The sequence below is a fragment of the Algoriphagus sp. AGSA1 genome, assembly GCF_021390545.1.
GTDB lineage: Bacteria > Bacteroidota > Bacteroidia > Cytophagales > Cyclobacteriaceae > Algoriphagus.
In genome coordinates, this window is the sequence record NZ_JAJUWR010000005.1 from 233578 (window position 1) to 244495 (window position 10918).

General features: G+C 42.3%; 16 protein-coding genes and 1 tRNA gene. 12 read left to right on the forward strand and 5 right to left on the reverse strand.

Going from position 1 to position 10918, the window contains the following annotated elements:
* Window positions 1-78 precede the first annotated feature (78 nt).
* Both LZF95_RS05400 and LZF95_RS05405 read left to right on the forward strand, forming a co-directional pair.
* Window positions 79-369, forward strand: a complete 291-nt coding sequence (locus LZF95_RS05400) for a hypothetical protein (protein WP_233753951.1) — start codon at window positions 79-81, stop codon at window positions 367-369.
* Between the two features lie 27 nt (window positions 370-396).
* Window positions 397-816, forward strand: coding sequence for an META domain-containing protein (locus LZF95_RS05405; protein WP_233753952.1), 420 nt, complete (start codon window positions 397-399; stop codon window positions 814-816).
* A 1-nt stretch (window position 817) separates the two neighbouring features.
* Here the strand turns inward: LZF95_RS05405 and LZF95_RS05410 are convergent, their stop codons facing one another.
* The 3 genes from LZF95_RS05410 to LZF95_RS05420 are packed head-to-tail and all read right to left on the reverse strand — an operon-like array spanning window position 818 to window position 2425.
* Window positions 818-1273: a hypothetical protein gene (locus LZF95_RS05410; protein WP_233753953.1), complete on the reverse strand. Its 456-nt coding sequence runs from the start codon at window positions 1271-1273 to the stop codon at window positions 818-820.
* Window positions 1274-1279: 6 nt separating this feature from the next.
* Window positions 1280-1738 carry a nuclear transport factor 2 family protein gene (locus LZF95_RS05415; RefSeq protein ID WP_233753954.1) on the reverse strand — a complete coding sequence of 153 codons (459 nt, stop codon included), beginning with the start codon at window positions 1736-1738 and terminating at the stop codon, window positions 1280-1282.
* 9 nt (window positions 1739-1747) lie between these two features.
* Window positions 1748-2425 carry an SDR family NAD(P)-dependent oxidoreductase gene (locus tag LZF95_RS05420; RefSeq protein ID WP_233753955.1) on the reverse strand — a complete coding sequence of 226 codons (678 nt, stop codon included), beginning with the start codon at window positions 2423-2425 and terminating at the stop codon, window positions 1748-1750.
* A gap of 59 nt (window positions 2426-2484) precedes the next feature.
* On the opposite strand from LZF95_RS05420, the gene LZF95_RS05425 reads away from it, so the two are divergent.
* Both LZF95_RS05425 and LZF95_RS05430 read left to right on the forward strand, forming a co-directional pair.
* Window positions 2485-3378: a mechanosensitive ion channel family protein gene (locus tag LZF95_RS05425; RefSeq protein WP_233753956.1), complete on the forward strand. Its 894-nt coding sequence runs from the start codon at window positions 2485-2487 to the stop codon at window positions 3376-3378.
* On the forward strand, window positions 3359-3697 hold the full coding sequence (locus tag LZF95_RS05430) for an MGMT family protein (RefSeq protein WP_233753957.1): 339 nt from the start codon (window positions 3359-3361) through the stop codon (window positions 3695-3697). Before LZF95_RS05425 ends, LZF95_RS05430 begins: the two co-directional genes overlap by 20 nt.
* Before the next feature lie 304 nt (window positions 3698-4001).
* Here LZF95_RS05430 and LZF95_RS05435 read toward each other — a convergent pair whose 3' ends face one another.
* Window positions 4002-5456 carry a sodium:solute symporter gene (locus tag LZF95_RS05435; RefSeq protein ID WP_233753958.1) on the reverse strand — a complete coding sequence of 485 codons (1455 nt, stop codon included), beginning with the start codon at window positions 5454-5456 and terminating at the stop codon, window positions 4002-4004.
* A 53-nt stretch (window positions 5457-5509) separates the two neighbouring features.
* Between LZF95_RS05435 and LZF95_RS05440 the strand changes: the two genes are divergently transcribed.
* The 7 genes from LZF95_RS05440 to LZF95_RS05470 all read left to right on the forward strand — a co-directional run bounded on the left by LZF95_RS05440 (window position 5510) and on the right by LZF95_RS05470 (window position 9593).
* Window positions 5510-5803: an ATP-dependent Clp protease adaptor ClpS gene (locus LZF95_RS05440; RefSeq protein WP_233753959.1), complete on the forward strand. Its 294-nt coding sequence runs from the start codon at window positions 5510-5512 to the stop codon at window positions 5801-5803.
* A 12-nt stretch (window positions 5804-5815) separates the two neighbouring features.
* Window positions 5816-6436, forward strand: coding sequence for a recombination mediator RecR (gene recR / locus LZF95_RS05445; RefSeq protein ID WP_233753960.1), 621 nt, complete (start codon window positions 5816-5818; stop codon window positions 6434-6436).
* Between the two features lie 126 nt (window positions 6437-6562).
* Window positions 6563-6636, forward strand: a tRNA-Ala gene (locus LZF95_RS05450).
* Between the two features lie 393 nt (window positions 6637-7029).
* Window positions 7030-7728, forward strand: a complete 699-nt coding sequence (locus tag LZF95_RS05455; RefSeq protein WP_233753961.1) for a fibronectin type III domain-containing protein — start codon at window positions 7030-7032, stop codon at window positions 7726-7728.
* Between the two features lie 170 nt (window positions 7729-7898).
* On the forward strand, window positions 7899-8321 hold the full coding sequence (locus LZF95_RS05460; protein WP_233753962.1) for a hypothetical protein: 423 nt from the start codon (window positions 7899-7901) through the stop codon (window positions 8319-8321).
* Window positions 8322-8336: 15 nt separating this feature from the next.
* Complete coding sequence (locus LZF95_RS05465; protein WP_233753963.1) at window positions 8337-8609, forward strand: hypothetical protein; 273 nt, start codon at window positions 8337-8339, stop codon at window positions 8607-8609.
* A 153-nt stretch (window positions 8610-8762) separates the two neighbouring features.
* Window positions 8763-9593 carry a Cof-type HAD-IIB family hydrolase gene (locus LZF95_RS05470; RefSeq protein ID WP_233753964.1) on the forward strand — a complete coding sequence of 277 codons (831 nt, stop codon included), beginning with the start codon at window positions 8763-8765 and terminating at the stop codon, window positions 9591-9593.
* A 25-nt stretch (window positions 9594-9618) separates the two neighbouring features.
* Here the strand turns inward: LZF95_RS05470 and LZF95_RS05475 are convergent, their stop codons facing one another.
* Window positions 9619-10296, reverse strand: coding sequence for a DUF2461 domain-containing protein (locus tag LZF95_RS05475; protein ID WP_233753965.1), 678 nt, complete (start codon window positions 10294-10296; stop codon window positions 9619-9621).
* A gap of 132 nt (window positions 10297-10428) precedes the next feature.
* On the opposite strand from LZF95_RS05475, the gene LZF95_RS05480 reads away from it, so the two are divergent.
* Entirely contained in the window at window positions 10429-10686 is a 258-nt protein-coding gene (locus LZF95_RS05480) for a DUF6364 family protein (protein WP_233753966.1), read from the forward strand.
* Window positions 10687-10918: the final 232 nt, after the last annotated feature.

Here is a 10918-nt window from a genome sequence, read left to right on the forward strand (position 1 = left end):
ACTGGGAAATTAAAACAGACCTGTAAAAGGCCTCGGGGGCGGGTACTTATGAGCTATAGACGGGATCAACCCGTAATCGTGGTACCAATCCATGTCGTCATAGAAAAAGTGGTGCAGACACCCGCTTCCAATGCTGGAGAAAGAACTTTGACGGATGTAAATTTAGCTGCAAATACCATAACAGGACAATTGACGGGACAATCTTACTGCCAAAATTTTTATTACCCAAACAAACCATTGGAGATTTTTAAAAAAAACGGAAATTTTATTGCCAATACCGCAATAATTCGCCCCAAATCTAACTTGAACGAAGAATGCTCTAGTAATTTACTTGAAAACAAAATTGAATATGGAGACCTTTTACGTTAAATTAACCCAGCATAAACCCGCAACACCATGAAACCCATACATACCCTATTGATAGGCCTTATCTTTTTTATGGTCACAAGTTGTAGTTCTACCAAAACAATTAATCCTCTGAAGCTGCTCACCAACAAATCCTGGGCTCTTTCCTCTCTAGCAGGTAAAAGCCTTGACATGAGCCAATTCCCAGGTGGCATTCCGACCTTAAATTTTCTGGAGGACGGTAAGCTTTCCGGCTTTACCGGATGCAATAATTTCTCAGGGAACTTCAGCCTTGAAGAACCCGGGATCAAACTTGACCCAGGGGCCATCACCAAAAAGATGTGCCCCGGCTCCGGTGAAGAGGATTTTATCGCAGCCTTGAAAAAAGCAGGCGACTTGAAAATAGCAAGGGATAAACTCACTCTTTTAGACGGCACCATGGAGTTGATGAGTTTTGTTCCAAAGAATTAAATCAATTCAGCTCATTGATCGTAATTGTTTTCCCCCTAAACTCCACTTGCTCATTTCTCTTCTTACCTATCAGTATTTCCCCGAGAGGCGAATTTTTACTGAGCATAAAAAGCTTTTGACCATCCACCGTCAGTTGTCCTAAGCTAACTGAAATCAGATATCTATCAGAACCTAACTGCACAAGGCTCCCTTCCTGCACTGATGCAGAAGGCTCTTTAATCGCCTGTAACCTACATAGCTCGTCAAATTCAAAATTCGCCTGCTTCAACTGTGCGGCCACAGTCATCAGGTCACGTGACATAGTTTCTCTTCCTGTCTCGAACTTGTCCCCCGCACTACTTTTGGTGTCCTCAAGAATGCCCTCATTAATGGCATTTCTCTCAGTTTCCAACAGATTGATCTTATCTTTGACCTTTGCGATGGCGGTCTGATAGATTTTTTCTTTGAACGTATTCATAATTAATCAAATGCAGCCCTCTTTCCGGCGTGTGTCGATGATGTAAACAATTTTCCAGCCTGAGGCCATTTTTACCAATTGAAAGGAATTAACACCACAATGGCTGAATTTGTCATTGAAGTAAAACTGATAGGGAGTCCAGACAGCCGCCATAGGCCCGTCAACAGCAATCTGATAATCCGTGATTCTTTCATCCAAAACAGCATCATCAGGAAGACTGCCGATTCCCTTTACAAAATCAGCTACCGATCCTGCTTTCACAACCCCAGTTCTCCCATTGGTCTCTATGGTCTGCATGATGGCATCCTCAGAAAAAACAGCCGCTATCTGATCCGGGTTTTTGGCTCTCATACCATCAAAAAGCAATTCAATAACAGCCTTAACAGCAGCCTCTTCCGACTGGGAAAAAGCCGGAAACGCCATCGTAACAGCCAACAAAGTGGTTAAAAGATTCTTGGTCCTCATAGATTTAAGTTATACCTGACCATACAATTTGAAGGTCATGTTTTGCAGCGAATGGGTATTCACAGCATAATGCATGGCTTCGGCAATCTCATCTGGCCTTACCCATTTGCTGAAGTCATCATCTGGCATAGCCTCCCGGTTAGGGGGAGTGTCGATGATACTAGGCACAAAGACATGGGATCTGATTGGGGTGTTTTTCGTTTCTTCACCTACAATCTCAGCCAATGAAATCAGCATTTTCTTACTCAAGGCGTATGCCAAGGCCTCACGTGCATCTTCATTTTGCAGGGCTGGTCTTGCCCCTACGAAAAGGAAAGTTCCTTTATCCTGTTTTTTCATGATTGGCATAAAGCCTTTTACCAAATGGAAAGCTGAAAAGAAATTTAAGTTGAGCATTTTTTCCAAATCCTCCTGCCTAGTGTCGGCGATCCCTCCCATCGCAAATCCTCCGACCAGAAAAGCCATCGCATCTACTTCTCCATATTGCAAATGATATTCTTTGATAAACTCTGCCACGGCCTTTTCGTCCGTCACATCTACTTCATAGGAATCGTCAGCCTCTTCTACTTCAAGGTTTTTGCCAGGGTGAAGCAACGCAATGATATGATACCCTTCACGCTTAAACTTCTCAACAACCGCTGAACCTAAATTCCCCCCTGCGCCTGTGATAATGATATTTCTGCTCATACTAGTCCGAAATTCTTTCTGATATTTGTTAAAATTAGCCTTAATTTTTCAAAATCGATATGAATCAACTTAAAAGCATTATTAAGAGCCAAGAAAACCGACGCCGAAGAAATTTCTTCTTAAAGCTGATTTTACTACTGGCTTTGATTGTGGTATTTGAGTCAAAAACCTGGATCTCACCATTTTTGGAAGGATTCCCTATCCTAAATAATAGTATCCGTGCGCTTATCTTCCTCATCAGTGGAAATCTAATCATCTCCCTTGCAAGGATCATAACACTCCAATTTTACCTAAAGAGGACGGAGGACTCCAGGGTACAGCCAAATTTTATCGTGGGGATAGATCGTCTTGCTACTTTGTTCAACATGATTATTATGTTGATCTCCTTAATTCTACTCTTTGGAGTGGAACCTTTAAAATTCCTGACCAGCATCACTATAGTGGCGGCGGCTATTGCACTTCTTACCAAAGACTACATCACCAATATCGTCAATGGGTTGATCATCATGTTTTCAGATCAGTTGGAGATAGGAGATAAGATCCTAATAGGGAAAAATGTGGGTTTCATCCGGGACATCACCTTGATCAACATGCTGCTCAAAACAGAAACAGGGGAAATCGTCATTGTACCGAATACCTTGGCGCTCACCTCTGAAGTGGTGAATTATTCCAAAAACAATTCGCATCAGGTGATCTTGGATTCAGAAATCCCATTCTATTCCGCAATCCAACTAAGCGAGTTGGAAAAGACGCTGAACGAATCTTTGGCCTCCTTTTCAGACTATGTATATGTGGATGGCGCACAGCTCAATATCCTCGAACGAAAGCCTGAAAGCATCATAATCCGCTACCAATTCCCTATCAAATCAGGCGAGAAAACCGTGGAAAAGAATGCCAAAAAAAACATCAATCAAACTTTAATCAACTGGTCCAATGCAACCCGAAAAGCCTAATTACTTTGATCTGGTCTATCAGGTCGTACGCTTGATCCCCAAAGGGAGAGTCACAAACTACGGCGCTATTGCCCATTACCTGGGCATAAAAAGCGGTGCCCGAATGGTGGGATATGCGATGAATGCCGCACATACCATGGATGATGTACCCGCCCATCGGGTGGTAAACAGCCAAGGGTTATTGACCGGTAAAACCCATTTCTCCACCCCTACAGAAATGCAGGAGCTACTGGAAAAAGAAGGTGTAAAAGTGGTAAAAGACAAAGTCCAGAATTTTGACAAAGTCTTCTGGAATCCTGAGGTGGAATTGGCTTTGTGATTATTTTCAATAACACTTGACAGGTTAGAAAATCACCATGCGTTCCGATGGAACGCCCTGTACTTGCCCATCGACTTTTCTACCGACCAATTGTCCCTATGGGACAATCCAACTGTTTTAGATACTAATTGCCTCAAAATCTAGAGTGGATTGTTAATAGATTAAAAGAGTTCCTGTTAAGCAGCAACAAATCTGCCCGGAGAAAATAGAGTCGAAGCTAGATCAAGTCGTTCCGTAGGAACGTATGGTAGGTAGATTTAGCGATTCATACTTAGTTATCGTTCCATAGGAACGTTTGGTAAAATCATTTCCTCCTCAACGAATACAATCCAACGAACATAATCAATCCATTCAAGATCAAGGCTTCGAAACCGAATTTATACCCCCAAAACAATTCTTCCGAATTGGAGGCGATCAAAAAGGTCAGTGCCGGGGCAAATACAGCGAGGTAAGGAACGAATTTATCCTTGACTTTCCACTTTGTGAACAGTCCAAAAGAATACAGTCCAAGCAAAGGGCCATAGGTATAGCCAGCGATCACGAAAACAGAATTGATCACACTTTGGTCATTGATCCAGTAGAAGGCAAGGATCACCAGGAACATCACAAAAGTGAAGATTACATGTACCTTTTTACGTACAGAAACCCGTTTTTCCAAAGGATATCTTTTTTCAACCTCTAGAAAATCAACGCAAAAGGAGGTAGTCAATGCAGTAAGTGTGGAATCCGCACTGGAATAAGCCGCAGCCGTAATACCCAGCACAAAGATAATTCCTGCAAATGGCGAGAAATACTGGGTAGCTAGCAACGGGAAAAGCTCATCGGACTTTGATGGCAGTTGTATTCCCCGCGTCTCGGCATAAAGGTAAAGCAACACACCCAAAGCCAGAAAAAGCAAATTTACAAATACCAGAATCGTGGTAAACCAGAACATATTCTTCTGGGCATCACCTATATTCTTACAGGTCAGGTTCTTCTGCATCATATCCTGATCCAGTCCTGTCATCACGATCGTAATAAACGCTCCCGAAATAAATTGCTTAAAGAAGTTTGTACCGGCTTTCCAGTCCCAATCGAAAATCCGGGAGCGGGGATCATCGGAAACGGCCTTGAAATAATCACTCACTCCGTCGAAGTTCAATTCGTTTCCCACCATAATCACACAAACCACCACGGCGAACAGCATAAAGAACGTTTGTAGTGTATCTGTCCACACGACCGTCTTGATACCTCCACGGTGGGTATAAAGCCATATCAAACCCACGGTAATCAGCACCGACACCCAAAAAGGGATACCTAAAGAATCAAAAAGTATCAGTTGAAGTACACTTGCCACCAAAAAAACCCGAATGGAAGATCCCAATGTTCTCGACAGAATAAAGAAAAATGCCCCGGTCTTATAGGACCAAAAACCAAACCTATCCTCCAGATATGAATAAATCGAGACGAGATTCAGCCGATAATAAAGTGGCAACAAGACCTTCGCTATGGTGAAATAGCCCAAAGTATAACCCAAAACAACTTGGAAGTAAAAGAAGTTAGGATTGCCGGATTCATTACCAACTTCCCCTGGAACGGATATAAAAGTAACCCCTGAAAGTGAAGCCCCTATCATCCCAAATGCCACCAAAAACCATGGCGACTCGCGGTCACCTGTGAAGAAAGTTTCGGCAGAGACTTTGCGGGAAGTAAACCAGGAAATCAAAAACAGCAGTAAAAAATAACAACAGATTACAAGAAGGACGAGTTGGGAATTCATAAATCGTATTGAAGTGGGTTCGCTAAGTTGTCCAATATTCTTAATTTTGCAAAATGAATCATCCAAACGAACCACTTCCGTATATAGAAGAATCAGAAGTTCTGGTGGAGGATTTGATAGATATTGAATCCAACGACCTGATTGTGTACAATGATGAGTACAATACGTTTGATCACGTGATCAAGATCCTCATGAAAGTCTGCAAGCATACCATCGAGCAGGCGGAGCAGTGTACCATCACTATTCACTATAAGGGAAAATGTGCGGTGAAAAAAGGCAGTATGACAGAGCTAAAACCTATGTGTCAAGCTATATTAGATGCCGGAATCCAAGCCGCAATCGTTTAAATCCACCCAGAATTGAATATTCCTTCCAAACTGATAGAAGATGCTGTCACCGAGATATCCAGACTACCGGGTATTGGCAAAAAAACAGCGCTTAGGCTTGCTCTGTATCTTCTAAAACAACACGAGGCCAATACGGAGGCATTGGCTTTGGCCATCATGCGTATGCGTACCGAAATCCGATACTGCAAAACCTGTCATAACATTTCTGATGATGAGGAATGCAGTATCTGTATGAGTCATCGGCGTGATGGGACTATAATCTGTGTGGTGGAGGATATTCGGGATGTACTGGCGATAGAGAACACCAACCAGTTCCAAGGGAAATACCATGTGCTTGGTGGTGTGATATCCCCTATTCAGGGAATCGGACCGGAAGAATTGAAAATCGAGTCCTTGCTCTTACGAGTTGAAGCGGCCGCGCAAAAAGACCCTATACAGGAAGTTATTTTGGCGCTGAGTGCTACCATGGAAGGAGACACAACTTCTTTCTATCTGGCAAAAAAACTTAAGGAAAAAGAAGTGCGTGTAAGCTCGATCGCGAGAGGCATTCCTGTAGGCGGGGAATTGGAATTCACCGATGAAGTCACCCTAGGCCGCAGCATCATGACACGAACAAATTACGCAACTGAGTAAAATTTTCTTTGCACAGCAAAAACCTAAGCCTATATTTGCAAACCCAAATGGGGGATTAGCTCATGCTAATAAGTCGAGCGTCCCGATAGCAATCGGGAAGGTCATCAATTCAGACTCATCAAATTAGGGGGATTAGCTCAGCTGGCTAGAGCGCTACACTGGCAGTGTAGAGGTCATCGGTTCGACTCCGTTATCCTCCACTAAAGCTTCACAGAAATGTGGGGCTTTTTGTGTTTAGGAGGGATTAGCTCAGCTGGCTAGTACGTGCCGACAGCAATCGGAAGGTCATCCCTGCTGTCGGCAGGCAGGGATTCGACCCAGTTATCCTCCACTTAAAAAGCTTCATAGAAATGTGTGGCTTTTTTTCAGGGTTTATAACCCAGCTTCGTATGTGATTGATTAATCATGTAAAAATCCAAGATACAATTGACATACAATTTTTCAATCGCCTTACTCTCCAACATCTAGCACTGTACTTATTATTATCAGATAATTAGAATTAATTTTCAAATGTAATAATTGTAAAATTGCAGCTAGAAGATTAACTTTCAAGAAATTATTAGTGCAATTCTTTATCTTAAAACCAAATCCTTATGCTCAATAAAATAATCAATCTTTTGTTAGTGATTAGTATTCTGGTGGTCAGTGTAAGTTGCACAGATGACGATGCAGAGCTGCCCTTTAATCCCGCTCTAAACTTGACATCAACTAATGAAACTGCACCAAAAACATATACCTCAATTGAAGTCACAGGTCAGGTACAGCACAATGAAAAGCGTATTATTCAAGACCAAGGAATAGTTTGGGGGATAAGCCAGAACCCGACTATATCCGACAACTTTATTAGCACGCCTACTGATGAGATTGAGGTTACTGTATCCGAATTGAACCCAAATACAACTTACTTTTTTAGAGTATATGCCTCAAATGGAAACGAAACACTGTATAGTGGTTCTCAGGAAATCTCTACACTTTCCCTGGAAAACACATCTTGGAAATTAACCACCTCCTACCCTGATGCCAATGACTTCAAAATTATCGCCCAAGTAGATTTTTATGCAGATCAAACAACCAAATTTGATGAAATGGATTTGCCGATGCACTGCCCGGGCTGTTACATCGCTTATGGCTCTTGGAGCTTAGATGGAAATAATCTCACTTACATATGGGAAGGAGACGATCCTGAGAATTCAACCTATATATACAATGGAGTTGTTGAAGGCATGAGCATTTCTGGGACCTACACACATTCAAATAAACCGGAAGGGGTTTGGACAGCCGCAGAATTGTGAAAAAAGATAGCAAGTAACCGTACTCTGTTAACCCTTATTTCAAAAGCTTCACGCAAATGTGGAGTTTTTGTATTTTAAAACCTTTCTTCCTTACCAAGGTCACCCACTCTTGAAGATATCATCTGAAGATTCGTTAAATTCGCATAATCCCATCAAAGCTGATCACTCACATGCAAAGTAAAATTTTTACCCTCCTCTTTATTTTTGCAATTGTTACCTCATGCTCCTGTGATCCTGAAAAATTCGCCAAATTTGCTTTTAAAGGAATGGAAGCCATGATGGGCGAGGGATTCATGCCTTCTGAAGAGATCCGTATGCTGGGCAACTTCCAGGGCATGAGCGTGAATCTCAGTAAATCAACTGATGATGACACGACCATTTCCACCATTTATCTTAAGCTGGAGAATGGCGATCCTCTCCTTTTAGGGAATCAGCCGGAGGTTTTGGCCAGAAAATGTGCGGAGCTTTATCTAAGGGATTTTGAAAAAGCAGAAGATTATCAGCAAATTACAGTGCAGTTTATTCAGACAGATCCTACAAATCCGGAGAATATTGCCATGCAAGAGTACCTGTTCGATACCCGGGACTTTTAATTAAACCTATTGTCTATGGAATTACCCAATGAGTACAAAAAACCACCTACCTCACTTGGAGAATGGGTCATCGCAGTATTGATAAAAAGAATCCCGCTCATAGGCTTGATTATGCTGATCGTGTGGGCTACGGACAAAAGCACCGATCCAGAAAAGGCAAATTGGGCTAAGGCAGAATTAATTGTCAAACTCATCCTGTTCGCTGCGTTTATGCTCCTTATCGCTATCATTGGCTTTGGCGTATTTACCAATTTTGCGAACGAAATAAACTGGTCTGACTTCGATTGATGAAATCAGGTGTGTCTGTTTCAAGCATGACTCTCCCCCCCATCGAAGCATTATTACTATCAGGCATGATTCTTCCTAATCAAGTTTAAGACAGGCGATCCGATTTCCTTCGTCTTGGGAATGATATGGCCGTTGAAAAACAATTATAAACAGATGAAAATTAAAGCTTTTTGCTCTGATATTGACGGAACACTGCTCAATTCAGTACGCGATCTGTCACCCCGCCTTAAAGCGGTGGTTGCCGATCTACCCTTAGATTTCCCGGTTATACTTGCGAGTTCCCGCATGCCCGATGCGATGAGGCATTTGTTACATGACCTGAACAGATCTGCCCAACCCATGATTTGCTACAATGGCGGATACGTGCTAAGTGCCGACGGGGAAATTCTCGAAGATGTGAGTATTCCCGTGGATTTAGTCGCGAAAATCCTTCAACTTACCCATAAAACGGATATTCACGTAAGTTTGTATCAGGGAGAAAACTGGTACGAGGAAAAGGACGATTACTGGTCACAACGGGAGGTAAGGAACACAAAAGTCGCCTGCTCCTGGATGCCGGGGATGGAGGTAGTGGATCTCTGGTCAAAAAACAACTCTGGGGCTCACAAAGTGATGTGCATGGGAGAATCCAATGAAATGGCATGGTTATTTGGAGAATTGCATTCCGAGCATTCCTTGGATTTGCATCTGTATAGATCCAGCGAAACTTACTTGGAAATTGCTCCCAAATCCATCTCCAAAGCTACCGGGCTAAGAAAAATCCTTGAGCACTCCTATGATTTCGGGCTGGAATCCGTCGTCGCTTTTGGGGACAACTACAATGATATAGACTTACTACAGTCCGTAGGCTGGGGAGTGGCTGTGGACAATGCCCGTATGGAAGTGAAAGCCGTAGCAAACGAAATCACTCTCCACAACAAAGAAGATGGAGTAGCTGCTGCGCTGGAGAAAATACGGGATTCAAATTTTGTTGTAGGCTCTTGATTCTTGGCTCTAGCCTCTTGATTCACTACAAAATCCCCGATCCATCTTCCACCTCTTCAATCGCCTGTGTCAGAAATTGTTGTAGTGGGATCATTTTCCGAAAACCATCCAAGGCGATGTTGATAAAATTTCCTGATTCAATATCCCTGTCTGAGATCTTTGAAGACACTGTAAAACTCTTCAATCTCAAATACTCAATAAACTCATGATCAGCCTCATAATCCCGGGGGCTGGTCTTGAGTTTTTCTCCTTCTATCTGACCAAAAAGAGATTTAAAATCAGGGTTATTTTCTATGCGCTGCAACTCTGCTCCGGAATAGTCAATTTCCCTTCTTATTTTTTTTAAGGTCTCAGCCATCGGCATCCAGACCCCTCCTGCGATAAAGGAATTATCCGGCTGGATTTGCAGATAATACCCTGGGCCTTCGGACTTTTTACCCTTGGGAGAGAAATAAGCCCCGAAATTATTTTTGTAAGGCATTTTATTAGCCGAAAAGCGGATATCCCGATTTTGTCTGAAGACACAGTCTTTGGGTTTGAACACCAAGAGTTCCGGCTCCCATTCCCCAATTCCCTTCAGCAGAACCGCTACATCTTCCAAGAATTCAGCTCTGGTTTCCAAATACCATTTCTTGTTTTCATCCATCCATTCTTTGGAATTATGTTCGGCAAGGGCGGTGAGGAAAGGCAAGTAAGGACGCATTGTTTATCGTATTTGTAACTTATGAAATCAAAAACCGTCAGAAGGCTGACATGGAATTAAACTTTAATGAAGCAAAATTGATTTCAATTAGGAAGGAAATATTCTTAAATTATATCGGATAATCCTGAAGCCATGACTACGAAACTAACCATAGACATCAACGAAGCTCTTGCCGAGAAAGCGAAAAAATATGCTGAGGCACAAGGACAAAGCCTATCCTCGCTAGTAGAAACACTATTGGCCGACGCAACTAAAGCTGTTCCCAAAAATTTGGACAAACCAAAAGTGAAAGATCCGGAGCTAGTAAAACGGATCCTAAATGGCACTGAGCCGATTCCAAAAAATTTAGAGCTTTTTTTGCACGTAAGAAAAAAATCAGTCCTGAATTAGAGTATTCCGAATTATCAGAAGATAAAAAGACTCTCACGGAGGAACTAATGAAAAAATATGGCTTATAAAATTTTCGTAGACTCAGATGTTTTTTGGATACGTTATGGGAGTGTTAGCTAAACTCTGTCCTTCCCTTCCCGAGGGGTACCCCTCGGGAAGGGAACTAAACTATTAATACTTATTCTACGTCCAGGCTCAGCCTCCCTTCAAATCTAATTGCTAATTGTTGGAC

Excerpts from the sequence above, each read along its gene's own strand:
- LZF95_RS05470 (WP_233753964.1), top strand. The coding sequence starts at position 8,763 with ATGAAAATTAAAGCTTTTTGCTCTGATATTGACGGAACACTGCTCAAT.
- LZF95_RS05475 (WP_233753965.1), bottom strand. The coding sequence starts at position 10,296 with ATGCGTCCTTACTTGCCTTTCCTCACCGCCCTTGCCGAACATAATTCC.
- LZF95_RS05465 (WP_233753963.1), top strand. The coding sequence starts at position 8,337 with ATGGAATTACCCAATGAGTACAAAAAACCACCTACCTCACTTGGAGAA.
- LZF95_RS05415 (WP_233753954.1), bottom strand. The coding sequence starts at position 1,738 with ATGAGGACCAAGAATCTTTTAACCACTTTGTTGGCTGTTACGATGGCG.
- LZF95_RS05435 (WP_233753958.1), bottom strand. The coding sequence starts at position 5,456 with ATGAATTCCCAACTCGTCCTTCTTGTAATCTGTTGTTATTTTTTACTG.
- LZF95_RS05420 (WP_233753955.1), bottom strand. The coding sequence starts at position 2,425 with ATGAGCAGAAATATCATTATCACAGGCGCAGGGGGGAATTTAGGTTCA.
- LZF95_RS05430 (WP_233753957.1), top strand. The coding sequence starts at position 3,359 with ATGCAACCCGAAAAGCCTAATTACTTTGATCTGGTCTATCAGGTCGTA.
- LZF95_RS05440 (WP_233753959.1), top strand. The coding sequence starts at position 5,510 with ATGAATCATCCAAACGAACCACTTCCGTATATAGAAGAATCAGAAGTT.
- LZF95_RS05460 (WP_233753962.1), top strand. The coding sequence starts at position 7,899 with ATGCAAAGTAAAATTTTTACCCTCCTCTTTATTTTTGCAATTGTTACC.
- LZF95_RS05455 (WP_233753961.1), top strand. The coding sequence starts at position 7,030 with ATGCTCAATAAAATAATCAATCTTTTGTTAGTGATTAGTATTCTGGTG.
- LZF95_RS05425 (WP_233753956.1), top strand. The coding sequence starts at position 2,485 with ATGAATCAACTTAAAAGCATTATTAAGAGCCAAGAAAACCGACGCCGA.
- LZF95_RS05410 (WP_233753953.1), bottom strand. The coding sequence starts at position 1,273 with ATGAATACGTTCAAAGAAAAAATCTATCAGACCGCCATCGCAAAGGTC.
- LZF95_RS05405 (WP_233753952.1), top strand. The coding sequence starts at position 397 with ATGAAACCCATACATACCCTATTGATAGGCCTTATCTTTTTTATGGTC.
- LZF95_RS05480 (WP_233753966.1), top strand. The coding sequence starts at position 10,429 with ATGACTACGAAACTAACCATAGACATCAACGAAGCTCTTGCCGAGAAA.